Genomic DNA, 22500 nt, shown 5'->3' on the forward strand with positions numbered 1-22500 from the left:
AAATCCTTCATAGTAATTTTAGATAACTCGCTAGTAAATAGCTAGTTCAATAAGTAGACTAAAGATAGAAAATAAAGGAGGGACGACGATGAAAAAAACAATTTTATATGCCAGTACCTTAGGGCTAGCACTAATTTTTGTTGGCTGTGCTGCAGAAAATCCAGTTTCTTCAGGAAATGATGCACCAACAAGCTCGTCTTCAAGGACAACAACTAGTTCATCTACGACAATGACAGCTGCCACTGAAGAAATCCCAGCGTTTAAAGTAACAGTCGAAGATGCTATTCAAGCGTATCAAGAAATGTATCCAAATACAGATATTACCTCAATTGAGTTGGATTCTTCTTTAGGGAATTACTTCTATAAAGTAGAAGGTGTCGACGATGACAAAGAGTACGAAGTAGGTGTTGATGCACAAACAAAAGAAGTGACTAAACAAAAAGAAGAGACGTTAGACAAAGACGAACAAAAAGGTGTCAAACGCCATGAAGACAAATTAGATTTATCTGATTTATTATCAGTGGAGGAAGCGGCTAAAATCGCTATGGATGAAGCCAAGGATGGTCAAGTCACTGATTGGGATTTAGACAAAGAAATGAATGTGACTTATTGGGACGTTCAAGTCAAAGATAGGAACAAAGAAATCAATGTTAAATTAGATGCTAAAACAGGTGAAGTGTTAGAAGTTGAATTAGATGATTAATCCAAATAGCAGAATTTTATAAGTGAAAATTAAACAAAACTATCCAAACTATATAAAATGAGAGTGGCAAACTCTCTGTAGTTTGGATAGTTTCTTTTTAAAAATTAAGGACCAATTTCTTTAAGGCTTTTCTAAATGATTGAAAAAAGGTACAATGAATGCAAACAAAAAGAAAGTAGGGAATGATGGGTGAAACCTAATTTAGGCTATTATGTACAAAAAATTAACGATATCGTAAAAAATACAGAGGCAATCGGAGAAGAGATGAATCCTTGCTACGAAGAAATTCGCCAAGTGATTGATCAAGAAGATTTATCAGCTATTTCAGATGAACGTCGTGTGGAGATTGTATCTATTTTTAAAGAAGGAACAAAGCAATACGTAGCAATGCAACAAACAATTCGTTCGTTACGTCCGCCAGCACGTGTAATGGGGATTCACAAAAAATTTGAACGCTCTTATACAGACTATGTTCAAGGTTGTGAAGAAATGATTACTAGTCTTGAAAATGGGATTGATGTGACCGCTTTTGATGCTGCTGAACAAAAACAAGATACTGCTACCGATGCAATTTCCTTCTCTATTCAACGGATGACAAGCTTGTTATTGAAAAAATAAAAATGATAAAAATAAAGCGAAAAACGAGAAATATTTAATGGAACTATTAGGTTATTTTTATGACAGAATTCCTAAAAGGGTCTATACTAAATTCATAACCAACAATAACCTTTTTATTTTTCATTTTACTCCTTAGTAGAGTAATTACTCCTTTTTCCGTCAGTCCTAACCAAACTGGCGGTTTTTTTTTATTTAAGAAAGAGGTGGCAAAATGAGTTTAATTGTTTTAATTGGTGCCCAAGCTGTGGGGAAAATGACCGTAGGCAAAGAATTAGAAAAACAAATAGATGGCAAGTTATTGTATAATCATCAGACAATTGATTTGTATGCGAATTTTTTAGGTTACAACCAAGAAGCCTTTCGCTTGTCAGATTTGACGCGTAAAGAATTATTCAAGTCATTTGTAGTAAACAAAAAAGAGAATTTAACAGAAGCCATCATTTTTACAATTATGATTGGTTTTAGTGAGGCAGATGACCGTCAATTTTTAAAAGAAATTGCGGCTATTTTTTTAGATGCTGGCGAAGAAGTCTATTTTGTCGAATTAGTGACGGATCTAGAGACGCGGCTTCAGCGTAATGTGGGAGAAGATCGTTTAGCTGCTAAACCATCCAAACGCGATATTGAGTTTTCACATCATGAGTTAATCACTTCAAATGAAAAATGGCGTTTAATTTCTGCACCAAATGAACTAGCGGCAATAGAGCCACGAGCAAAAACGTTGATTATTGACAATACGAATTTAACACCGTATGAATCTGCTAAAAAAATTAAAGAAACATTCAACTTGTAATTTTTTTCGTTGCACTGAAATTTCAATCATGGTATTCTTAATTTAATAAAAAAACGAAGTGAGGGATCCTCTATTGAAAAACTAAGCCAATTTGTTGAAGCTGCATAAAGACTGTCTTGTTTACAAGGAAGCAGTGTGCAGATTTTCAGGATTGGGGTAGTTTTTTGATACAGGGTCTTTTTGTGTACCTTTGTATAAAAATCCTTGTTCTGAAAATAGCCAAGGATTTTTTTCTTGCCTGTGAGAGGGCGAGTCGAGGTGAGTAAAATGACAACAATTGAAATAAAAAATTTAACTTTTGGTTTTGATGCCCAAACAACCTTGTTATTTGATCATACCAATTTGATATTGGATGCAAACTGGAAATTAGGATTAATTGGTCGAAATGGTCGTGGTAAAACAACTTTATTACGCCTGTTACTTGGCGAATATCCTTACAGTGGAAAAATTGAACATCAATTAAACTTTACGTATTTTCCCCAAACCGTGACAGATAAATCACAATTAACTTATTATGTCTTACAAGAGCTTTCGAGTTTTGAACAGTGGAAACTGGAGAGAGAATTAAATCTTTTGAAACTAGACGCTGAAGTCCTATGGCGTGAGTTTTCAAGCCTTTCTGGTGGTGAACAAACCAAAGTTTTATTGGCCTTGTTATTTGTGGATGACGTTAACTTTCCATTAATTGATGAACCAACCAATCATTTAGATGTCACTGCACGGCAACAAGTTGCAGATTATTTGAAAAAGAAACAAGGGTTTATTGTCGTCAGTCATGACCGTAGTTTTGTAGATGGAGTTGTGGATCATGTTTTATCAATTGAAAAAAGTCAATTAGTATTGTACCAAGGGAATTTTTCGGTTTATGAAGAACAAAAAGGTCTACGAGATGATTATGAACAAGAACAAAATATGAAACTGAAAAAAGAAGTCAGTCGGTTGAAACAAACTGCTGCAGAAAAAGCGGAGTGGTCACGCGGGCGTGAAAAGGACAAATATGGTTCACCAACGAAAAAAGGCAGCGGGGCAGTCTATGATACCGGAGCGATTGGTGCCCGTGCAGCACGTACGATGAAACGTTCTAAAGCCATTGTAAAAAGAATGGAAGACCAAGCAGCTGAAAAAGAAAAATTATTAAAAGATATTGAATATATTGAGCCGTTAACAATGAACTTTCACCCAACGCATCGTAAACAGTTATTGAAAGTTGAACGATTACAACTAAGCTATGGTGATCGCCAGTTATTTCAACCGCTGTCATTTGAGATTAATCAAGGAGAGCGTCTGGCTATTCAAGGAGCAAATGGCTCAGGAAAATCTTCCATTATTCAATGTCTCTTGGGTCAATTCAAAGGCACAATTAGTGGCGAAATTATCCAACCACAAGGCGTAACCATTAGTTACGTTCGTCAGAACTATGAAGATAATCAAGGAACCTTGCAGGAATTTGCCGAAAATCATCGTTTAAGTTATCAAGATTTGCTAAATAATTTACGGAAATTAGGTATTGAACGAACGGTTTTTAATAATCGTATTGAAGACATGAGTATGGGGCAAAGAAAACGAGTAGAGTTAGCGAAATCATTAGCAACTCCTGCTGAATTATTTATCTGGGATGAACCTTTAAATTATTTGGACGTCTTTAACCATAAGCAACTTGAGGAAGTCATTCAATCAATTCAACCAACGATGTTAATTGTTGAACACGACAGAACATTTTTAAAAAATGTGGCAACATCGATGATTCAGCTTTGAATTCAAAGGGAAGGCTATCGTTGAGGGAAGTTAAAAAAAGTGGTGCAGAAATTTTCTGCACCACTTTTTAGTTTTCGACATTACGGACGTAATCATCGAAGTATTGTAATAATTCATTTTTTAATTGTTGGTAATCGTCTTCTGTATAGTCTTTTTCCGCTAGTTTAATTTCTAAAAAGGGAATATTCAACTCTTCTTTTAGACGATCCAGTACATCTAATCGGTCCATTTTTTTCACCTTTATAATAAATTAAATGATGCATTGACAGTTTCATAGGTTTGACTCATGTAGATTAAACGATTATAAAGTGATTCCAAATCATCATTTTTATGGAAAAGGACTTGCTTTAATTCGAAATAAAATACATCAAACGCATTAACAAATTCTTCTACTTCTTTCGTTTGTAATTCTTCAAAAGTATCGCAACGAACATAAGCTTTTTCAGCAATCGCATAAGCTTCTGCTGTAGTCAAAATAGCTAAATATTCATTGAAATTACGACTAGTGACTAATTCATAAGCGGATTGGCATTTGTTATAAATATTTGAAAAGTCTTTAACTAATAATTCGACTGGCGTTTTTGAAAACATAGCGACTCCTCCTAGGGATTATTTTTCAAATAAGACACAGACACATTCTGGTGCATAAATATCTTTTTTAATAAGTGTCAATGTGCCATTTTCTGGATCACGACGATACAATGTAAGGTTATCTGTATTTTGATTGGCACAGATGACAAAGTTTTCTGTCGGATCTAAATCAAAATCACGAGGATGATCGCCTTCTGTTGAAATGTGTTGAACAAAAGTAACACTTGCGCCTTCTTCTGCTACAGCGAATACAGCGATAGAGTTATGACCACGATTTGATAGATAGACAAAACGGCCATCACTAGAAATACGAATAGCTGCGCCACCGTTAAAGCCTTCGAAATCTTCTGGTAAAGTGGACACTTTTTGTAACTCTTTAAATGTACCTGTTGGCGCATCATAAGCTAAAACAGTAATCGTACTGTCTAATTCTCCAAATAAATAGGCATAGTTAGTATTTGGATGGAAAACTAAATGACGAGGACCTGTTCCAGCAGGCGCAACATATGTCGCAACTTCGGTTAATTTTCCTTCGTTAGATACATCGTATGTGTAAACACGGTCTGTTCCTAAATCACAAACAACTAAACGATCATCTGGAGTTAAGTCTGTGTAATGTACGTGAGGAACATTTTGATTTTCATGTGGTCCGACTGGCTCATCATGAAACACTGCGTCAGTTGCTTCTAAAGAACCATCGTCCAAAATTTTGTATACGTTTACTTCGCCTTTGTGATAGTTGGCACCGTAAACAAGTTGACGTGCTTCGTCTACTGCTACATAACATAACGGAGCGCCTTCTTCTGTCACAGCATTTAAAAAGTTAAATTCTGAATCATACGCACCCGCGCCGCCTTTACCGTCAATTTCTGTGACTGTATACGTGAAGCCTTTTTCACTACGTGCTAAATAAGTGGGACTATTTTCTTCAGTAAGTAATTCTAAGTCTACCAACTCTTCTTTATCTGTGTCTAAAACTAAAGAATAAATTCCTTTACTTTCACGACGAGTGTAAGTTCCTAAAAACATTTTTTCTAACATAGTGTTACCTCCTAAAAATAGATTATATTTATTTTAACATACAACTTCTGAAAGAAGAACATTGTCTGACTCAAACATCTGTGAGAAATAACATAAACATAAGGAACCTTCTGACAGACTTAATAAATAATATGTTATAATTTATCTATCCATACTAACAGGAGGTCGATGTTTAGGATGCATCAAGGAAAAGTAGTTACAATTGGTCAAGAAGCAATTGATGAAAATGAAAAAATCTTGATTTTTTTCGGTAAAGGAGTAACAGATGGGTTACGTCCATACTCTATCATTCAAGAAGTCGAACAAGCAAAAGACATCGAATTAGCCGTAGGCGGGAGTATTTTGTTTGGGGCCCAAGAGTACCAAATTACGTATGTAGGCCATTTGGCGAATCAAAATTTACAAACGATTCAACATATTTCATTTGTATTTTCTGAAGTGCCAACCGATAAATTATCAAGTAGCGTGTATTTAACACCTGCTAAACTTCCCGAAATAACAGAAGGGATGACCATTACTTATCGCTAGGAGGAGAAACGATGGAAAAGAAAAATAAGCCGCTTTCGTGGTTTTGGAAATGGTTTTTAAATAATCAAGTAGTGACCGCATTATTAATTGTTTTGCTCGTCCTACTTATCATTAATCTATTTACCCGCGTCTCGTATTTATTTACGCCGGTACTACAATTTTTAGCAATTGTCGGTTTACCGATTATTTTAGCAGGAATATTGTATTATTTAATGAATCCGGTGGTCGATTTTGCAGAGAAAAAAGGCATCAAACGAATTTACAGTATTATTGCATTATTTGTTTTAGTAGTAGGGTTATTGGCATGGGGAATTGTCGTCATCGTGCCAAAAATTCAAGAACAAACATTAAGTTTTGTAGATAATTTTCCACAATATGTCAAAGTAGTTGAAAAAACAGTGAATGATTTATTCTCTGATCCAATTTTTAGTCAGGTTCAAGAACAATTGACCGCATCTGGCGAAAAATTCATGAACTCATTAACAGAAGTCATTCAAAATGTATCAAAAACTACTTTCCAAAATCTGGGGAATTTCTTCGGGGCAGTGGCATCCATTGTCGTCGCAGTGATTACCATGCCGTTCATTTTATTCTATCTATTAAAAGATGGGAAAAAATTGGGTCCTTATATTGTCAGCTTTTTACCAACCAAATTGCGTAAACCAACTTTGAAAGTTTTGGGTGAAATGAACGCTCAAGTATCTTCTTATATTCGTGGACAATTAACGGTAGCTTTTGCAGTGGCAATTATGTTTATGATTGGGTTTTCAATTATCGGTTTAGATTATGCCATTACACTAGGGATTGCAGCAGGTTTCTTAAATTTAATTCCGTATTTGGGCTCATTTTTAGCTCTTGTTCCAGCGGTCTTTTTAGGAATTGTGGGCGGACCAGTGTTATTAGTGAAAGTTCTGGTTGTATTTGTTATTGAACAAACGATTGAAGGCCGTGTGATCTCACCATTAGTTCTAGGAAGTCAGTTATCGGTTCATCCCGTTACGATTTTATTAGTGCTATTAACTTCTGGAAAACTATTTGGTTTAGTGGGCGTAATCTTGGGAATTCCAGCATATGCCGCAATTAAGGTAGTGATTGCTAACGTGTTTGAATGGTACAAACGCATTTCTAATTTATATGAAGAAGAAACAGAAGTTGTATCAAAAGAATAAGCAAAAAAAGCTAGAGACCTTTTTTCAAGGTTTCTAGCTTTTTTGATGACTAAAAGTTTAAGCTAATTTCTTCAGCTTTTTCAATAGCTTCATTGATAATTGATTCTGTTTTTTCTGGAAAATGATCGGCGCCTTCAACAAAGATTTGGTTGAAATCAGTCACGCCAATAAAGTTTAAAATACCTTTGACATATTGTGAAGCGAAATCCTGTCCTTCATAAGCACCACCACTCGCTTGAATATGCAAGGCTTTTTTGCCTTCTGTTAAAGGTTGTGGTCCAGCTTCTGTGTAACGGAATGTTTTTCCCGCAACGTTTATCGTATCAAACCATGCTTTCAAACGTGTAGGAATGTTTAAGTTCCACAAACCGTTTGCAATAACTACTTTATCAGCAGCTAAGAATTGGTCTGTTGATTCGTTGAAACGCGCAATTTTGCGTTGTTGTTCTGCTGTTAATGTAGAAAAATCTTTGCCTTCACGTAAATCGTTCCAACCAGACATAATATCATAATCAATTTCAGGAAAATCTTCATGATATAAATCTAATGTAATGATTTCGTCTTCCGGGTGACTTTTTTTGTAACTATCTAAAAAAGCATAAAAAACTTTCATGGATTTTGATGCTTCATCTGTCATTGGGTGCGCTTTAACCGCTAATAATGTTGCCATAGAATCTCTCCTTTTAATTTGTAAGTAAGTTCTTAAAAATAGTATACAAGATAAAAAAAGGAATTCAAATATATTTGTTTAATTTTTTTCTGCTTAAAGGCAATGTCTATTGTAGAATTAATTAAAACGTATATGGAGGATTTGAATGTATGATTAATACCGTAATTTTAGATTGGGCAGGAACAACAATTGATTTTGGATGTATGGCGCCAGTGGATGCCTTCTACCAAGCCTTTAAAAAAGAAGGTATAATAGTAACAAAAGAAGAAATTCGATTACCAATGGGGACAAAAAAACACGATCATATTATGACTATGTTAAAGATGCCGCGAATTGCTCAAGAGTGGTTAGCTGTTCATGAACAAGAACCAACAGAAACCGATATTAATCGTATCTATCAAACATTTGAAGACGTGATTTTTCAAACCTTAGATCAATATTCAGACGTGAAATTAGGTGTGTTAGAGGTAGTCGAACAATTAAAAGCGATGGGGATATCGATTGGCAGTACAACAGGATACACAAGTGACATGATGAAAATTGTTGCTAAAGTTGCAGCTGAACAAGGTTATGAACCAGATTTCATTGCAACTCCTGATTTAACAAAAGGAATTGGTCGTCCGGCACCGTATATGATTTTTCATATCTTAGAGCATTTTTGCACACCATCAGTTCAAAATGTTGTTAAAATTGGTGATACGATTTCAGATATTGAAGAAGGCAAAAATGCAGGTGTCTTTTCGATAGGTTTAATAGAAGGCAGTTCATTAGCGGGTTATTCTTTTGACGAGTATCAACAGTTATCAGAAACAGATAAACAGGAGCTGGATGAACGTGTGCGTGAGGAATATTATGTTGCGGGAGCAGATGCGGTGCTTGATAACTTAGCTGAATTGCCAGCGTTTATTGCGATGCTAAATAAAAAATCAAATGAATGCAAAAAGAGCAACTGAACGAGAACGCTCAGTTGCTCTTTAGTGTTATGCAGCTTCTTTTCTAAGAGCTTTCATACCACCGATGACATGTATTGCTTTATATCCATGATTATTTAAAAATTGTGCAATGATGTCTGAACGACGACCAGAATGACTGAGCACATAATAAGTTGTATTTTCATCTAATTCATTTAAACGATTCGGCAAACTAGTTGTCGGCATAGAAATAGCATCAGGTAGGTGACCTTCGCTAAATGCACTTGCATCACGAATATCCAAAATAGCAATAGATTGATTTAGCAACAGTTGAAAGTCTTGTACATTGATTGAATTCATAAAAAAATTCCTTTCTTTCTTGAATGAATTGATTTTATGTGCTTTTTTGAAAATATGCAACGTTTTTGTATATAGATGAAAAAATAATGAAACAAATCTTAATGTTTTCAACATCAAACATAGAACAACATACGTTTTGTTTGTATAAATATTGTTTTTCCGTAAATTAAACATAGAAACTTGCTTTTTTAGAGAGAATCAAGTAAAGTATATCTGTGCGTTAAGCACCACCTGTCACTTGGTTTGACGAATCACCAACGTTTTACTCAGTTGCAGGGAAATAATCGAAAGAGGTGGAAAACATGGCAATTTCTAAAGAACGTAAAAACGAAATCATCAACCAATTTGCTCGTCATGAAGGAGATACTGGTTCTCCAGAAGTACAAATCGCTGTATTAACTGAAGATATCAATACTTTGAATGCTCACATCCGTGAACACAAAAAAGATCACCATTCATACCGTGGTTTGATGAAAAAAGTTGGTCACCGTCGTAACTTGTTAGCTTACTTACGTAACAAAGACGTAGCGCGTTACCGCGAATTGATCAAAGCTTTAGGATTACGTCGTTAATCATTACAATGAGAAAAGTGAGGTTCAACCGAATCTCACTTTTTTGTTGTGAAACACAGCGATTCGCCAACTGAAAGGCGAGCGAGAGCTGATGTTGAACAATACTAGCTGAGCGAAAGCGAGGGTAGTAACCTTTTGTACCAAAGGATGGTCAGAAGAGAAAGCTTATGTTGCACAACATGATTTGGGTAAAGCAAATCATGAATTTCAAAAAAACAAAAAAATAAAATCGCTGTGACTGTTGGCCTGGCTTACTACTAACCAAATGAAAGCACTGAATTTTCAATGTTTTCATTTGTTTAGTAGCAGCCTTGACTCACAGTAGAAAAGGAGTTCTTATGACAAAGCAAGTATTTAAAACAACTTGGGGCGGACGCCCATTAGAAGTAGAAGTCGGACAACTTGCAAAACAAGCCAATGGGGCTGTTTTAGTCCGTTATGGAGACACTGTTGTCTTGAGTGCAGCTGTTGCCTCAAAAGAAGCAAAAGATACAGACTTCTTCCCGTTAACAATTAACTATGAAGAAAAAATGTATGCAGTAGGGAAAATCCCTGGAGGTTTTATCAAACGTGAAGGTCGTCCAAGTACTGATGCGACATTAACTGCACGTTTAATCGATCGTCCTATTCGTCCAATGTTTGCGGAAGGTTTCCGTAACGAAGTACAAGTAACGAATATTGTTATGAGTGTTGAACAAGATTGCTCACCTTCTATGTCAGCAATGTTGGGTTCTTCCTTAGCATTATCAATTTCAGATATTCCATTTGATGGTCCGATTGCCGGTGTGGATGTGGGTCGTGTAAATGGCGAATATGTCTTAAATCCAACTGTTGAACAAGCAGAAGCAACAGATATCGAATTAACCGTAGCAGGAACAAAAGATGCGATTAACATGGTAGAATCTGGTGCCAAAGAAGTATCAGAAACAGATATGTTAGGGGCATTATTATTTGGACATGACGCAATTAAAGAAATCGTTGCTTTCCAAGAAGAGATTGTTGCAGCTGTGGGTAAAGAGAAAATGGAAGTTACTTTGTTACAAGTTGCTGAAGACTTGAAAAAAGAAATTTTCGATGCGTATTATCAAACAATGAAAACAGCCGTTTTAACAGAAGAAAAATTAGCTCGTGAAGACGAAATTGACAAAGTAAAAGATACTGTCAAAGAAGTTTATGCAGAAAAAGCAGCTGAATTAGAAGCAGATGCTGCTGCGCAATTAACAAAAGAAGTAAAACAAATTGCTGAAGATCTTGAAAAAGATGTTGTTCGTGAATTGATTACAATTGATAAAATTCGTCCTGATGGGCGTAAATTAGATGAAATTCGTCCATTGGCATCAGAAGTAAGTTTATTACCTCGTGTGCATGGTTCTGGTTTATTCACTCGTGGACAAACACAAGCATTATCTGCTTGTACTTTAGCACCATTAGGCGAACATCAAATTATTGATGGTTTAGGTGTGGAAGAATCAAAACGATTCATCCATCATTATAATTTCCCTCAATTCTCTGTAGGTTCAACTGGACGTGCTGGTTCTCCAGGTCGTCGTGAAATTGGACACGGTGCATTAGGTGAACGTGCATTAGCTCAAGTAATTCCAAACGAAGAAACATTCCCTTACACAATCCGTTTAGTTGCGGAAGTTTTAGAATCAAATGGTTCTTCTTCTCAAGCAAGTATTTGTGCAGGCACCTTAGCTTTAATGGATGCCGGTGTACCAATTAAAGCCCCAGTTGCAGGGATTGCAATGGGCTTAGTTTCTGACGGTGAAAATTATACAATTTTAACAGATATTCAAGGTTTAGAAGACCATTTAGGCGATATGGACTTTAAAGTTGCTGGAACAAAAGATGGGATTACTGCGTTACAAATGGATATTAAAATCCAAGGTATCACAGAACAAATCTTACGTGAAGCACTAGCGCAAGCGAAAAAAGCACGTATGGAAATTCTTGAAGAATTAACTTCAACAATTGCAGAACCACGTGAAGAATTAAGCCAATATGCACCGAAGATTGAAATGATTAAGATTGACCCAGCGAAAATCAAAGACGTTATCGGTAAAGGTGGCGACACTATCAACGGAATTATCGATGAAACAGGCGTTAAAATCGATATTGATCAAGATGGAAATGTGTCAATCGCTTCTGCGGATGCCGATATGATTAAAAAAGCGATTAAGATTATTGAAGATCTAACAAAAGAAATCAAAGTTGGCGAAGTTTACTTAGGTAAAGTTGTCCGCATTGAAAAATTTGGTTGTTTCGTAAACTTAATTAAAGGAAAAGATGGTTTAGTCCACATTTCTCAATTAGCAAATGAACGTGTCAATAAAGTAGAAGACGTTGTGAAATTAGGCGACGAAATCTTAGTGAAAGTCACAGAAATCGACAAACAAGGTCGTGTGAACCTTTCAAGAAAAGCTTTATTAGCAGACGAAACAAAAGAAGAGAAATAAACAAAAAAGTTAGGATGGCAACATCCTAACTTTTTATGTATCTTAAAGGAGATTTCTTATGAAACAAAATTGGAAATTAAAAATCATGAAATTCATGCAAGGACGTTATGGACATTTTGATGCATTGGGTAAAATGCTTATTATCATTGCATTAATTGTATTGTTACTTTCTAGCGCATTTCGTTGGTTAGCCTATGTATTATTTATTGTGGCTTATTATCGCTTCTTTTCAAAAAAGATTTATGTACGCGCGAATGAAAATAAAAAATATTTAGTCATTCAAAATAAAGTCACAAATTTTTTTAAACAAAAAAAAGAAATGTTTCAGCATCGTAAAACCCATAGCTATTTTCGTTGTCCTGAATGTAAACAACAATTACGCGCACCAAAAGGGAAAGGGAACATTAAAGTGACCTGCAGTAATTGTCACCATCAATTTGTCAAAAAAGTTTAGCTTCAATCAAAAGGAAACTTTTGTATAAAAGAATAAAAGATGCTATAATACTTTTCCTTGCCCTTTGAAAACAGATGAATCGATGAACTCTGTGCAGAGCGTCTAAACAACGTGCAGTAGATAATTTGGGATCAGACCTTGCTGTTGCTTGATGGGATACTGTCAAGTAATGAGTTGAGAAATATGGTGACATATGATGAACGAGGAGTAAAAGCTCCTTAAGGCGAAGAATTATGCAAAATATTGCTAGATATAAGGTATGGTAGCTTACGGGGAGGAGAATAAAAAGCGTAGAGAAATACTCTCGCCTCTCCTTGCTGGCGCTTAAAAAGGGATTTTTAAGAAAGTCGAAGGAAGATCCAATTAACTCCTATGCTGTGAAGGTTAGAAATAATCTATAACGTAAGAAACGAGTAAAAGTAGCTCAAAGGCAGAAATTAAACCTAGAATGGTAGACAATTGACTGAATGTTTGAGTAAAATTTGTGGTCCGTTGTGATCGACAGCACTTAAGGTTGTTTTTACAACTGTATAAAGCAAGAGAAAGTTTCAGGTCGCTCCTGTGGCTCAGTCTTCTTGGGTGCGTGACTGAATAATATCACACCAATATGGCGTAGAGAGAAATACTCCAGCGATTCATTTGTTTTTAGAGGGTAAGTAAAAACTGCGAGAACGTTATTAACAATGTTCTCGCAGTTTTTTTAATTACGTGTAATTGTACATTGCATAATTAGTTCGCCATTTTTTGAATCTTCTTCATTTGTATGTGTGAAGCCAAATGATTCGTAAAAAGGAAAGGCTTTAAGATTTTCTTTGTGCACACTTAAATAAATAGTATCGACTTGTCTGTAGTGATCTTTTAAATAATTCAAAACAGCACGAAAGAGTGCATGTCCGTATCCTTGTTTTTGATGACGATAATCAATCATAAAACGATCAAACCAAATTGAGCGCTCTGTAGTATTTTCAGCGCCAATCATCGCAAAACCAACCATTTTATGATCCACATACAATCCGATAGGTGTCCATTGTAACGAACGATCATAAGCGGCTTCCAGTAATGAATCACGATTTTCTTCAATTAAATTTTTTTGGTTTTCCGCAACAGATAAGTTTGCTGCTTCACGCCAATTGTCTTGGGTAATTGGTTTTAATTGGTATCTCATATAAAAATCACTCCTTTCCCATAGTATATCAAACTTGAAATAATTCTAAAGTAAAACGTATTCATTTTTTAGAAAGCGTTTTTTTCAGTTCCAGTATTTGAACTTCATTCTCAATTAGTCTACAATGAATAGGAATAAATAATGAATTTGGAGGGAACGGAATGTCTGTTTTAGAAATCAAAAACTTGCATGTTTCAATTGAAGATAAAAAAATCTTAAAAGGTGTTAACTTAACTTTAAATACAGGTGAAATTCACGCAATCATGGGACCAAATGGAACAGGTAAATCAACTTTATCTGCGGCTATTATGGGAAATCCTAACTTTGACGTTACTGAAGGAGAAATTCTTTTGGACGGCGAAGATGTTTTAGAAATGGAAGTTGATGAGCGTGCGCGTTTAGGTCTATTTTTAGCCATGCAATACCCTAGTGAAATTCCTGGAATTACAAATGCAGAATTCATGCGTGCGGCAATTAATGCAAAACGTGAAGAAGATGACAAAATTTCTGTGATGGATTTCATCAAAAAATTAGATGAAAAAATGGATTTATTGAATATGCCAGAAGAAATGGCAGAACGTTACTTAAATGAAGGCTTCTCTGGTGGGGAGAAAAAACGGAACGAAATTTTACAATTATTGATGTTAGAACCAACATTTGCTATTTTAGATGAAATTGATTCTGGTTTAGATATCGATGCTCTAAAAGTTGTGGCAAAAGGGGTTAATGAAATGCGTGGCGAAGGTTTTGGCTCGTTAATCATTACGCATTACCAACGTCTATTGAACTACATCACGCCAGATGTTGTGCATATTATGATGGAAGGTCGCGTTGTAATGACTGGTGACGCTGACTTAGCTCGTCGTTTAGAAGCAGAAGGTTATGCTGATATCAGTAAGGAATTAGGTATTGATTACAAAGAAGAAGAAGCGTAAGGAGGTCAAGATATATGAAAAACAACTTGAAAGACTATCTTGACGCAGTCAACGTTTTTTCAGCTCTAAAGGAAGAACCTGCTTGGATGCTTGAATTGCGTCAAGCTGCGTTAGACAAAGTAGATGCACTACCATTTCCAGTAATTGAACGTGTAAAATATGAACGCTGGCCATTATTGAACATTGATGAAGCTGAATTGAATGGTGAAAATGTGGTAGAAGGAACTATTCCGTCATTTGACGAAATGAGCGACCATCCAATTTTAGTACAACAAGATGGCGCAACCGTTTTTGAACAACTTCCACAACATTTAATCGATCAAGGCGTCATTTTTACCGATTTGTTTACAGCAATGCAAGAGCATTCCGATTTAGTAAAAGAATACTACATGACGAAAGCTGTACCAGTGGATGAAGATAAAATGACGGCCGCACATGCAGCCTTTATGAATGGTGGTATGTTCTTATATGTACCAAAAAATGTTGTCATTGAAGAACCAATCGAAGCGGTTTTCCATCATAATGGAAATGCAGCAACGCATTTCTTCAAACATGTGTTAATCGTTGCGGATGAACACAGTGAATTTAGCTATTTAGAACGTTTTATTACAAAAGGTGCAGAAGCTGAAAAAGTTTCTGGGAATGTGGTTGTTGAAGTAATTGCTAAACCAGGTTCAAAAGTGAAATATTCAGCGATTGACCAACTAGGTGTGAACTTATCCACTTATATGAATCGTCGTGGTTATATCATGCGAGACGCTTCTGTTGATTGGGCTTTAGGCGTAATGAATGAAGGCAATATCGTAGCTGATTTTGATTCAGATTTAGTCGGTGAAGGTTCTCATTCGGAAGTAAAAGCAGTTGCAATCAGTGCGGGACGTCAAATTCAAGCAATTGATACGCGCGTAACCAATAAAGCACCACATTCAATTGGTCACATTTTACAGCACGGAGTTATTCGTGAACGTGGAACCTTAACATTTAACGGAATTGGTCACATTCTAAAAGGCGCAAAAGGTGCCGATGCCCAACAAGAAAGTCGTGTTTTAATGCTTTCAGATAAAGCTCGTGGCGATGCTAACCCAATTTTATTAATTGATGAAAATGAAGTAACCGCAGGACATGCAGCCAGTGTTGGTCGTGTTGACCCAGAAGAAATGTATTATTTAATGAGTCGTGGTCTACGTAAAGAAGATGCAGAACGTTTAGTTATTCGTGGTTTCTTAGGTTCTGTGTTAACAGCGATTCCAGTCAAAGAAGTTCAAAAAGAATTAATTGATGTTATTGAAGGGAAGTTGAACGCATGATCAATGCCCAAAATCTTCGACAAGAATTTCCCATTTTGAATCAAATTGTCAACGATGAACCGCTTGTTTATCTTGATAATGCTGCAACGACACAAAAACCGGATGCTGTTTTACAAGCCTTGACGGACTATTATCATAGAAATAACGCGAATGTTCATCGAGGAGTGCACACATTAGCAGAACGTGCGACCCATGATTACGAAGCCTCAAGAGAAAAAGTTCGTCGTTTTATTCATGCGAAAGAAACTGCAGAAGTTTTGTTCACTCGTGGAACGACAACTGGATTAAATTGGGTATCACGAAGTTTTGGGGATGCATTTGTTCAAGAAGGCGATGAAATCGTCATTTCATATATGGAACATCATTCCAACATTATTCCTTGGCAACAATTAGCAGCTCGTAAAAAAGCGAAATTGAAATACATTGCGCTAACACCAGAAGGCTTTTTAGATATGGAAGATGCCAAACGTCAGATTACAGATAAAACGGCACTTGTCTCTGTCGCGCATGCGTCAAATGTGCTAGGTGTGATTAATCCAATCAAAGAATTGGCGGAGATTGCCCATGCACACGATGCAGTGATGGTGGTCGACGGTGCACAAGCAGTCCCACATATGCCAGTTGATGTGCAAGCTTTAGACGCTGATTTCTATGCGTTTAGTGCCCATAAAATGTGTGGTCCCACAGGAATGGGGATTTTATACGGCAAACGTAAATGGCTAGAGCAAATGGAACCCGTGGAATTTGGCGGCGAAATGATTGATTTTGTCCATTTATATGAAAGTACATGGAAAGAACTACCGTGGAAATTTGAAGCCGGCACGCCTAACATTGCTGATGCAATTGGCTTAGGTGCGGCTGTGGATTATTTAGAAGCGTTAGGAATGCAAGCAATTCATGATTATGAAGCAAGTTTAGTGGCATATGTTTTACCAAAATTACAGGCGATTGAAGGATTGACGGTCTATGGACCACAAAATCCAGATGACCATACAGGTGTGATTGCCTTTAATTTAGATGGTATCCATCCACATGACGTGGCAACCGCATTGGATATGGAAGGGGTCGCTGTACGTGCAGGACATCATTGTGCTCAACCGTTATTGAATTACTTAGATGTTCCGGCAACTGCTCGCGCAAGTTTTTACATTTACAATACCAAAGAAGATGCTGATCGTTTAGTGGAAGCAATTCAAGCAACAAAGGAGTTTTTCAAACATGGCACTATCTAGATTAGATAATTTATACCGTCAAGTGATTTTGGATCACTCCAGTCATCCACATCATCACGGTAGCTTAGAAAAATCAAATCAACGAATCGAATTAAACAATCCAACCTGTGGCGATGTTATCCATTTAGAATTAAATATGGAAGATGACGTCATTCAAGAGATTGCCTTTTCTGGACACGGCTGTTCCATCAGTACCGCTAGTGCGTCAATGATGACTGAAGCTGTGATTGGCAAAACATTGGCAGAAGCAATGGCGTTATCCGAAAATTTCTCTCAATTAGTCCAAGGAAACGATGTCCCAGAGTTGGATAAATTAGGCGATGCAGCCATGCTTGGTGGCGTCGCAAAATTTCCCGCACGAATTAAATGTGCAACTTTAGCTTGGAAAGCCTTAGAAAAAGCCTTAGAACATCCTGAAACAGGAATTGGCGAAAGTGGCTTTATGAAGCATGAAGAAGAGAAGGAGTGAGAAACATGGGAGTACCTGAATTAGAAGAATATAAATATGGTTTCCACGATGATGTGGAACCAGTCTTTAGTACCGGAGAAGGACTAACAGAAGATATCGTCCGTGAAATCTCACGTGTCAAAGGCGAACCAGAATGGATGTTAGAATTCCGTTTGAAATCATTAGAAGCCTTCAATAAAATGCCGATGCAAAAATGGGGACCTGATTTATCAGATATTGATTTCAATGCCATTAAATATTACCAAAAACCAAGTGACAAACCAGCCCGTGATTGGGATGACGTTCCAGAAAAAATCAAAGAAACCTTTGAACGTATCGGGATTCCCGAAGCAGAACGTGCCTATTTAGCCGGTGCTTCTGCTCAGTACGAATCAGAAGTGGTTTACCACAATATGAAAGAAGAATTTGAAAAATTAGGGATTATCTTTACAGATACTGATTCAGCATTAAAAGAATACCCAGAGATTTTCAAACAATATTTCTCAAAATTGGTGCCACCAACCGATAACAAATTAGCCGCATTAAACTCAGCCGTATGGTCAGGCGGCACCTTTATCTATGTACCAAAAGGTGTTCGTGTTGATGTCCCACTACAAACGTATTTCCGTATTAATGCCGAAAATACAGGCCAGTTTGAGCGTACATTGATTATCGTTGATGAAGGCGCCAGTGTTCATTACGTAGAAGGCTGTACCGCACCAACCTATTCAAGCAACAGCTTACATGCTGCGATTGTTGAAATCTTTACCTTAAAAGATGCGTATTGCCGTTATACAACCATCCAAAACTGGTCAGATAACGTGTATAACTTAGTAACAAAACGCGCCAAAGCAATGGAAGGTGCAACCGTTGAATGGATTGATGGAAACCTAGGTGCCAAAACAACCATGAAATACCCAAGCGTTTACCTTGAAGGTGAAGGCGCACGTGGAACCATGTTGTCAATCGCCTTTGCCGGTGCCAATCAAGTCCAAGACACTGGTGCCAAAATGATTCACAACGCTCCAAACACCTCTAGTTCGATCGTATCTAAATCAATCGCTAAAGACGGTGGCGAAGTGAACTATCGTGGACAAGTAACATTTGGTAAGAGAAGTAAAGGCTCCATCTCTCATATCGAATGTGACACTATCATTATGGATGACCAATCCAAATCGGATACTATCCCATTCAATGAAATCCACAACAGCCAAGTCGCCCTAGAGCACGAAGCCAAAGTATCAAAAATCTCAGAAGAACAATTATATTACCTAATGAGTCGCGGCCTTTCAGAAGGCGAAGCAACAGAAATGATTGTTATGGGATTTGTCGAACCATTTACCAAAGAACTTCCAATGGAGTATGCAGTTGAGTTGAATCGATTGATTTCGTATGAGATGGAAGGCAGTGTTGGCTAAAGCCTTTTTTAGCACTAGAAACGTTGATTTATCAATGTTTCTAGTGCTTCTTTTTTTCGTAAAAGCAAACTAACTACAAAACTAACTACAACAGCGATTAAAATAAATATTTCTCTTTTTCAATGAATTGTGCGAATTGATCTGCACTGCGTTCTTCACGTTCAGGATAGAAGTAGTTATAGACCTGACGAGTCATTTTAGAATCTTTATGACCAACTCGGTACATAATATCCTCTAAGTTCATATCAGCCATTGCGCAAAGAGAGACATGTGTTTTTCTAAATTCATGAAGTGTAATTCGTTTTAAGTTGTACTTAGTCGCTATGACATCATACCAGTCATTTGGCTGACCGGGGCGACAAAAAAGATTATCTTTATTAGGGAAGACTAGCTGATGCTTATTCGTTGCTCTAATTCCCAAAACCTTAAACTCAAACTGCTGTCTAGTTCGCCATTCCTGTAACATAGCCATCGTTTCTAAATCAATTGAAATAGTCCTTTTACCGGCATTTGTTTTGGCGCTTTGACTGGCTACTTTAGTTTTTTTAGATTTTGGATCGTACTCAACTTCTGCCAATGTTTTACTGATTGTTAATTTGTTGTTATCAAAATTAATATCGTTCCATTCTAAGGCAAGTATTTCAGATTTTCTTGCACCAGTGTAGGCTAAAATACGAAAATAGGTTTCGATTTTCATATTGCCATGTTTTTTACAAGACTCCAAGAAAATAGCTAATTCTTTTGGTGTATAAACAGTCATTGTTTCTGTAGCGACTAAATGTTCATCAATTTCTTGACGTTTGATTGGTTCAGTTTTACGCATGGGATTTTCAAGAATCAATTCCTGTTGAACACCATATTGTAAAATTTGAGCAACAGCCCTGCGGAAATAATAAGCTTGCTTATAACCATCTCTTATCCAGCGACGATTGACTTGAGTACAAAATCGGACTGAAATGTCTTTAAGCATTTTATTTCCGAAGTATTCAAGTGCATGATCTTCAATCGCTCTTCTTGTTATCATGATAGTAGATGGTTTTACTTTTAAACGATATTGTTCAATAAATTCTTCATAAAGCTCTTTAAACGTAATATTACCATTCATCTTTAACTTATTTTTATCAAAATCAAGTTGTAACTGTCGATAAGTTTGCTGGGCTTCTTTTTTTGTTTGGAAACCACTTCTAGTAGTGCGTACTTCTTCACCAAATTCCGTTTTTCCAAGGTAACATTGGAATTTCCAAAGCTTTTGATTATACTTAGTGTATTGTTTAAAAGATACTGACATATAAAATCTTCCTTCCTAATTCATTATTTGGATTAGGATATTTTGTTGTTTGTAAGATTTTAATATTCGTTTTTATTCCCTATTTATGTTCAGCGCTTTTTAATTGATTTAAAACGTTCTTTAAGTCTTCTAGGTCATATAAATGTTGTCTCCCGATAATAACCGCTTCTAAACCGTTTAGATGAAGCATTTTTAACGTGTCGAAACCAATATGCAGCTCTTTCATTAAGGTTTGTTGGTTCACATATCTACCAAGAATCAAAGGTACTTTATCAGGAGTATTCATAGGCAATTTCCTTTCTGAGACTAATAGAATATTCAAAATTAATCAATAAAATTTTATTCAACCTTTCTTTCAGATATAGTATATGTTTCAAGGGATGCGAGCTAGAAGCAAATACTGTATATTGATTATAAGACTTCCAGCTCCCATTTCCTAGAAAAATATTGATGAGTTAAAATCTTACTTCTTACAAATATCGTTTTGATTTTATAAATTGGATAAATAGAAATATGTGTTTAAGCTTCAATATCTTAAATAGTTATCTGTAAATTTGTCTCTTTTCTTCTATCAAATTATCTTTTGTCAAAAGATATCATAGGAGTTTCACCTCTCCCCAGTTTATGGCGAGCTTTACAGAAGTATCATTATATTCTTTGCATGTCGTGGCAGTAGGTGACAAGTCTACTTTGCTTGAAAAAAATCGCTCGCAATAAAATACACGGTCATGGCGCTTTTCAAGCGTTGCTCAATACAAAGAAAACGTATTTGATAGAAGATTATTCAATTATCAAAGAACAATGTTTCTATAAGTAAATTGGAAAAAGAAGAAATAAAAGCAACATAATTCTGATTTTTTTCAAAAAAGATAGAAAAGAGACAGGCAAAGTAGCCTGTCTCTCTAATTTAACCAAGGTATTTTTCTGGATCAAAATTGCGGACTATTTTTATAAAAGTTTCAGTTAAGTTTTGAAAGCAATCTTCATCCAAATAGCCTTGTCTGGATGCTTCTTTAATTAGCAAGGGCTTGAAATCTTTAAGTAACAATTCCATAGCTTGTTCATCCCCTTTTTTGGCTTGTTCAATTAGTGGTAAGAAATTTTTCATTATATCCCCCCTTCCTTAATGTTAGGTGAAAGAAGGAAGGGGGAGCACGATTGTTACACCATTGATTATCTTTTTAAAAATACCTCAAGTTTTTTTAATAATCTTTTTCTGAATATAGAGACTCCTTGACGGCTGATATCAAAAATTCGGGCAATTTCACTATCTGTTTTACATTGAATATATTTTTCATAAAGTAGTTTTTTTTCTTTGAAGTTTAGTTGTTCAATAGCCCTAGATAGCGCTTCGTTCTCAGCGAAATTTTCTAGATTCATAATTTCAGATTCTGAGATAAAATCAAGAGATAAATAAGATTCGGATATACTGCTTCTCATAATATCTTCTAATGAATCAGTTGGAAAGTAGGTATGAGAATATTTTTGTTTCTTTTTTAGGCAAGCACTGGCAGAATTTTTAATAGATTGCTGTACATAACTAACAAATAAATAGTTAACTTCAACTTCTGATTTCATGATTGAATCATCCTTTACTAATTATTTAATTTATACTGCCAGTAACCTCGAGTCACTTTCTCGACGTTTATAGAAGAATCTGAATTCATTCTTGGTAAAATATTGTTCGTCAAATTTGAGTAGTTGATAGATAGTTGAAAATCATTAATCAATTTTTCATATATTTGTTTATTACTTAGTGGCACACCATGACTTTTAAGAAGATGAGAAATTTGTAATGCTATTTTTGAGTAAGGAAGGTAGGATTTTCCTTCTTTTTTTGCTAATAAGTACTTAGCGTTCTCAATATCTTCTTTTTTAATATGATTTTGTCTCATTGTCGAATATTCATTATTTTCGTGAACATTCGTGTTAGTTTGACTAAGCTCATTTAATCGCTCTTTTAAGTCAAAATATTGTTCAGTTAGTTGTCGTCTTTCAGTCATAATTGCTTGCATAAGATGGTAAATGACTTTTTTTTCTTCTGAAATATTCATGTTTTCTCCTTTCAAATTAGGTATTCAAC

26 protein-coding genes are annotated in these 22500 nt (G+C 35.9%); 15 read left to right on the forward strand and 11 right to left on the reverse strand.

Annotated elements, in window-relative coordinates; genetic code table 11:
* Positions 1-88: 88 nt before the first annotated feature.
* The 4 genes from AC4BC5_RS09050 to AC4BC5_RS09065 all read left to right on the forward strand — a co-directional run bounded on the left by AC4BC5_RS09050 (position 89) and on the right by AC4BC5_RS09065 (position 3869).
* Positions 89-703, forward strand: a complete 615-nt coding sequence (locus AC4BC5_RS09050; protein ID WP_490495114.1) for a PepSY domain-containing protein — start codon at positions 89-91, stop codon at positions 701-703.
* A 189-nt stretch (positions 704-892) separates the two neighbouring features.
* A complete protein-coding gene (locus AC4BC5_RS09055; RefSeq protein ID WP_490495115.1) occupies positions 893-1321 on the forward strand; it encodes a hypothetical protein in 429 nt (142 codons plus the stop codon).
* A gap of 211 nt (positions 1322-1532) precedes the next feature.
* A complete protein-coding gene (locus AC4BC5_RS09060) occupies positions 1533-2114 on the forward strand; it encodes a P-loop nucleotide/nucleoside kinase family protein (protein WP_490495116.1) in 582 nt (193 codons plus the stop codon).
* A gap of 267 nt (positions 2115-2381) precedes the next feature.
* Complete coding sequence (locus AC4BC5_RS09065; RefSeq protein WP_490497531.1) at positions 2382-3869, forward strand: Lsa family ABC-F type ribosomal protection protein; 1488 nt, start codon at positions 2382-2384, stop codon at positions 3867-3869.
* Positions 3870-3936: 67 nt separating this feature from the next.
* Here AC4BC5_RS09065 and AC4BC5_RS09070 read toward each other — a convergent pair whose 3' ends face one another.
* The 3 genes from AC4BC5_RS09070 to AC4BC5_RS09080 are packed head-to-tail and all read right to left on the reverse strand — an operon-like array spanning position 3937 to position 5501.
* A complete protein-coding gene (locus AC4BC5_RS09070; protein WP_490495117.1) occupies positions 3937-4098 on the reverse strand; it encodes a hypothetical protein in 162 nt (53 codons plus the stop codon).
* Positions 4099-4109: 11 nt separating this feature from the next.
* Positions 4110-4460, reverse strand: coding sequence for a hypothetical protein (locus tag AC4BC5_RS09075; protein WP_207871546.1), 351 nt, complete (start codon positions 4458-4460; stop codon positions 4110-4112).
* Positions 4461-4478: 18 nt separating this feature from the next.
* Positions 4479-5501 (reverse strand): lactonase family protein, encoded by a 1023-nt coding sequence (locus AC4BC5_RS09080; protein ID WP_490495118.1) that lies wholly within the window; start codon positions 5499-5501, stop codon positions 4479-4481.
* Between the two features lie 177 nt (positions 5502-5678).
* Between AC4BC5_RS09080 and AC4BC5_RS09085 the strand changes: the two genes are divergently transcribed.
* Positions 5679-6029: a PTS glucitol/sorbitol transporter subunit IIA gene (locus AC4BC5_RS09085; RefSeq protein WP_207871544.1), complete on the forward strand. Its 351-nt coding sequence runs from the start codon at positions 5679-5681 to the stop codon at positions 6027-6029.
* An 11-nt stretch (positions 6030-6040) separates the two neighbouring features.
* Positions 6041-7198 carry an AI-2E family transporter gene (locus tag AC4BC5_RS09090; protein WP_490495119.1) on the forward strand — a complete coding sequence of 386 codons (1158 nt, stop codon included), beginning with the start codon at positions 6041-6043 and terminating at the stop codon, positions 7196-7198.
* A 49-nt stretch (positions 7199-7247) separates the two neighbouring features.
* Here AC4BC5_RS09090 and AC4BC5_RS09095 read toward each other — a convergent pair whose 3' ends face one another.
* Positions 7248-7868: an NAD(P)H-dependent oxidoreductase gene (locus AC4BC5_RS09095; protein ID WP_207871542.1), complete on the reverse strand. Its 621-nt coding sequence runs from the start codon at positions 7866-7868 to the stop codon at positions 7248-7250.
* A 149-nt stretch (positions 7869-8017) separates the two neighbouring features.
* On the opposite strand from AC4BC5_RS09095, the gene phnX reads away from it, so the two are divergent.
* Positions 8018-8821 (forward strand): phosphonoacetaldehyde hydrolase, encoded by an 804-nt coding sequence (gene phnX / locus AC4BC5_RS09100; RefSeq protein WP_207871541.1) that lies wholly within the window; start codon positions 8018-8020, stop codon positions 8819-8821.
* 27 nt (positions 8822-8848) lie between these two features.
* Here phnX and AC4BC5_RS09105 read toward each other — a convergent pair whose 3' ends face one another.
* A complete protein-coding gene (locus AC4BC5_RS09105; RefSeq protein WP_207871540.1) occupies positions 8849-9139 on the reverse strand; it encodes a rhodanese-like domain-containing protein in 291 nt (96 codons plus the stop codon).
* 302 nt (positions 9140-9441) lie between these two features.
* On the opposite strand from AC4BC5_RS09105, the gene rpsO reads away from it, so the two are divergent.
* The 3 genes from rpsO (at position 9442) to AC4BC5_RS09120 (ending at position 12624) form a co-directional block, all read left to right on the forward strand.
* Positions 9442-9711: a 30S ribosomal protein S15 gene (gene rpsO / locus AC4BC5_RS09110; protein WP_016174218.1), complete on the forward strand. Its 270-nt coding sequence runs from the start codon at positions 9442-9444 to the stop codon at positions 9709-9711.
* Positions 9712-10049: 338 nt separating this feature from the next.
* Entirely contained in the window at positions 10050-12170 is a 2121-nt protein-coding gene (gene pnp, locus AC4BC5_RS09115) for a polyribonucleotide nucleotidyltransferase (protein ID WP_490495120.1), read from the forward strand.
* A gap of 58 nt (positions 12171-12228) precedes the next feature.
* Entirely contained in the window at positions 12229-12624 is a 396-nt protein-coding gene (locus tag AC4BC5_RS09120; RefSeq protein ID WP_490495121.1) for a zinc ribbon domain-containing protein, read from the forward strand.
* 700 nt (positions 12625-13324) lie between these two features.
* Here the strand turns inward: AC4BC5_RS09120 and AC4BC5_RS09125 are convergent.
* Positions 13325-13789 carry a GNAT family N-acetyltransferase gene (locus AC4BC5_RS09125; RefSeq protein WP_207871537.1) on the reverse strand — a complete coding sequence of 155 codons (465 nt, stop codon included), beginning with the start codon at positions 13787-13789 and terminating at the stop codon, positions 13325-13327.
* A 161-nt stretch (positions 13790-13950) separates the two neighbouring features.
* On the opposite strand from AC4BC5_RS09125, the gene sufC reads away from it, so the two are divergent.
* Genes sufC through sufB form a run of 5 tightly spaced genes read left to right on the forward strand, consistent with a single transcriptional unit; the run spans position 13951 to position 19129 of the window.
* On the forward strand, positions 13951-14724 hold the full coding sequence (gene sufC, locus AC4BC5_RS09130; protein ID WP_490495122.1) for a Fe-S cluster assembly ATPase SufC: 774 nt from the start codon (positions 13951-13953) through the stop codon (positions 14722-14724).
* Positions 14725-14738: 14 nt separating this feature from the next.
* Complete coding sequence (gene sufD, locus AC4BC5_RS09135) at positions 14739-16031, forward strand: Fe-S cluster assembly protein SufD (RefSeq protein WP_490495123.1); 1293 nt, start codon at positions 14739-14741, stop codon at positions 16029-16031.
* Positions 16028-17263, forward strand: a complete 1236-nt coding sequence (locus AC4BC5_RS09140) for a cysteine desulfurase (RefSeq protein ID WP_490495124.1) — start codon at positions 16028-16030, stop codon at positions 17261-17263. Before sufD ends, AC4BC5_RS09140 begins: the two co-directional genes overlap by 4 nt.
* Positions 17250-17732 (forward strand): Fe-S cluster assembly sulfur transfer protein SufU, encoded by a 483-nt coding sequence (gene sufU, locus AC4BC5_RS09145; protein WP_490495125.1) that lies wholly within the window; start codon positions 17250-17252, stop codon positions 17730-17732. Before AC4BC5_RS09140 ends, sufU begins: the two co-directional genes overlap by 14 nt.
* 5 nt (positions 17733-17737) lie before the next feature.
* Positions 17738-19129 (forward strand): Fe-S cluster assembly protein SufB, encoded by a 1392-nt coding sequence (sufB, locus tag AC4BC5_RS09150; RefSeq protein WP_490495126.1) that lies wholly within the window; start codon positions 17738-17740, stop codon positions 19127-19129.
* 97 nt (positions 19130-19226) lie between these two features.
* Here sufB and AC4BC5_RS09155 read toward each other — a convergent pair whose 3' ends face one another.
* From AC4BC5_RS09155 to AC4BC5_RS09175, 5 genes are all read right to left on the reverse strand, one after another.
* Positions 19227-20417: a site-specific integrase gene (locus AC4BC5_RS09155; RefSeq protein WP_002367047.1), complete on the reverse strand. Its 1191-nt coding sequence runs from the start codon at positions 20415-20417 to the stop codon at positions 19227-19229.
* 79 nt (positions 20418-20496) lie between these two features.
* Positions 20497-20703, reverse strand: a complete 207-nt coding sequence (locus AC4BC5_RS09160) for a hypothetical protein (protein WP_003744413.1) — start codon at positions 20701-20703, stop codon at positions 20497-20499.
* Between the two features lie 621 nt (positions 20704-21324).
* Positions 21325-21525, reverse strand: coding sequence for a helix-turn-helix domain-containing protein (locus AC4BC5_RS09165; RefSeq protein ID WP_002372173.1), 201 nt, complete (start codon positions 21523-21525; stop codon positions 21325-21327).
* 65 nt (positions 21526-21590) lie between these two features.
* Positions 21591-21995 carry a sigma-70 family RNA polymerase sigma factor gene (locus tag AC4BC5_RS09170; protein WP_002415733.1) on the reverse strand — a complete coding sequence of 135 codons (405 nt, stop codon included), beginning with the start codon at positions 21993-21995 and terminating at the stop codon, positions 21591-21593.
* Positions 21996-22012: 17 nt separating this feature from the next.
* Entirely contained in the window at positions 22013-22471 is a 459-nt protein-coding gene (locus AC4BC5_RS09175; protein ID WP_010783800.1) for a hypothetical protein, read from the reverse strand.
* Between the last annotated feature and the right edge of the window lie 29 nt (positions 22472-22500).

The organism is Enterococcus sp. AMC2644, assembly GCF_058216475.1.

Bases quoted from the DNA above. Each gene is read 5' to 3' on its own strand.
- AC4BC5_RS09050 (WP_490495114.1), top strand. From the start codon at position 89: ATGAAAAAAACAATTTTATATGCCAGTACCTTAGGGCTAGCACTAATT.
- AC4BC5_RS09060 (WP_490495116.1), top strand. From the start codon at position 1,533: ATGAGTTTAATTGTTTTAATTGGTGCCCAAGCTGTGGGGAAAATGACC.
- AC4BC5_RS09065 (WP_490497531.1), top strand. From the start codon at position 2,382: ATGACAACAATTGAAATAAAAAATTTAACTTTTGGTTTTGATGCCCAA.
- AC4BC5_RS09070 (WP_490495117.1), bottom strand. From the start codon at position 4,098: ATGGACCGATTAGATGTACTGGATCGTCTAAAAGAAGAGTTGAATATT.
- AC4BC5_RS09075 (WP_207871546.1), bottom strand. From the start codon at position 4,460: ATGTTTTCAAAAACGCCAGTCGAATTATTAGTTAAAGACTTTTCAAAT.
- AC4BC5_RS09080 (WP_490495118.1), bottom strand. From the start codon at position 5,501: ATGTTAGAAAAAATGTTTTTAGGAACTTACACTCGTCGTGAAAGTAAA.
- AC4BC5_RS09085 (WP_207871544.1), top strand. From the start codon at position 5,679: ATGCATCAAGGAAAAGTAGTTACAATTGGTCAAGAAGCAATTGATGAA.
- AC4BC5_RS09090 (WP_490495119.1), top strand. From the start codon at position 6,041: ATGGAAAAGAAAAATAAGCCGCTTTCGTGGTTTTGGAAATGGTTTTTA.
- AC4BC5_RS09095 (WP_207871542.1), bottom strand. From the start codon at position 7,868: ATGGCAACATTATTAGCGGTTAAAGCGCACCCAATGACAGATGAAGCA.
- phnX (WP_207871541.1), top strand. From the start codon at position 8,018: ATGATTAATACCGTAATTTTAGATTGGGCAGGAACAACAATTGATTTT.
- AC4BC5_RS09105 (WP_207871540.1), bottom strand. From the start codon at position 9,139: ATGAATTCAATCAATGTACAAGACTTTCAACTGTTGCTAAATCAATCT.
- rpsO (WP_016174218.1), top strand. From the start codon at position 9,442: ATGGCAATTTCTAAAGAACGTAAAAACGAAATCATCAACCAATTTGCT.
- pnp (WP_490495120.1), top strand. From the start codon at position 10,050: ATGACAAAGCAAGTATTTAAAACAACTTGGGGCGGACGCCCATTAGAA.
- AC4BC5_RS09120 (WP_490495121.1), top strand. From the start codon at position 12,229: ATGAAACAAAATTGGAAATTAAAAATCATGAAATTCATGCAAGGACGT.
- AC4BC5_RS09125 (WP_207871537.1), bottom strand. From the start codon at position 13,789: ATGAGATACCAATTAAAACCAATTACCCAAGACAATTGGCGTGAAGCA.
- sufC (WP_490495122.1), top strand. From the start codon at position 13,951: ATGTCTGTTTTAGAAATCAAAAACTTGCATGTTTCAATTGAAGATAAA.
- sufD (WP_490495123.1), top strand. From the start codon at position 14,739: ATGAAAAACAACTTGAAAGACTATCTTGACGCAGTCAACGTTTTTTCA.
- AC4BC5_RS09140 (WP_490495124.1), top strand. From the start codon at position 16,028: ATGATCAATGCCCAAAATCTTCGACAAGAATTTCCCATTTTGAATCAA.
- sufU (WP_490495125.1), top strand. From the start codon at position 17,250: ATGGCACTATCTAGATTAGATAATTTATACCGTCAAGTGATTTTGGAT.
- sufB (WP_490495126.1), top strand. From the start codon at position 17,738: ATGGGAGTACCTGAATTAGAAGAATATAAATATGGTTTCCACGATGAT.
- AC4BC5_RS09155 (WP_002367047.1), bottom strand. From the start codon at position 20,417: ATGTCAGTATCTTTTAAACAATACACTAAGTATAATCAAAAGCTTTGG.
- AC4BC5_RS09160 (WP_003744413.1), bottom strand. From the start codon at position 20,703: ATGAATACTCCTGATAAAGTACCTTTGATTCTTGGTAGATATGTGAAC.
- AC4BC5_RS09165 (WP_002372173.1), bottom strand. From the start codon at position 21,525: ATGAAAAATTTCTTACCACTAATTGAACAAGCCAAAAAAGGGGATGAA.
- AC4BC5_RS09170 (WP_002415733.1), bottom strand. From the start codon at position 21,995: ATGAAATCAGAAGTTGAAGTTAACTATTTATTTGTTAGTTATGTACAG.
- AC4BC5_RS09175 (WP_010783800.1), bottom strand. From the start codon at position 22,471: ATGAATATTTCAGAAGAAAAAAAAGTCATTTACCATCTTATGCAAGCA.